Annotated in this window: 1 pseudogene; it reads left to right on the plus strand. The window is 58.9% G+C overall.

Going from position 1 to position 219, the window contains the following annotated elements:
* Window positions 1-71 precede the first annotated feature (71 nt).
* Window positions 72-219 (plus strand): annotated as a pseudogene (locus HIJ39_RS23610) (transposase); the annotation flags it as partial.

Genomic DNA, 219 nt, shown 5'->3' on the forward strand with positions numbered 1-219 from the left:
ACCTCCAACCAAGGATTTCCCTTACCGTACCATAACCTTCCGTGATTATCACGAATTAAGGAATGGTTCTACTAGTCGCCTTCGCGGGCATCGATCCCACCGTCAAGCAATCCGGTCAGTATACGGCGAGCCGGGCGCGGAGGTCCAAACGCGGATCCCCGTACCTACGACGGGCTCTGTGGCTGGCGGCGAACACCGCTCGAACCTGCGACCCCAGTC

Source organism: Sulfobacillus harzensis, from assembly GCF_012933365.1.
In the GTDB taxonomy this organism is placed as follows: domain Bacteria; phylum Bacillota; class Sulfobacillia; order Sulfobacillales; family Sulfobacillaceae; genus Sulfobacillus_B; species Sulfobacillus_B harzensis.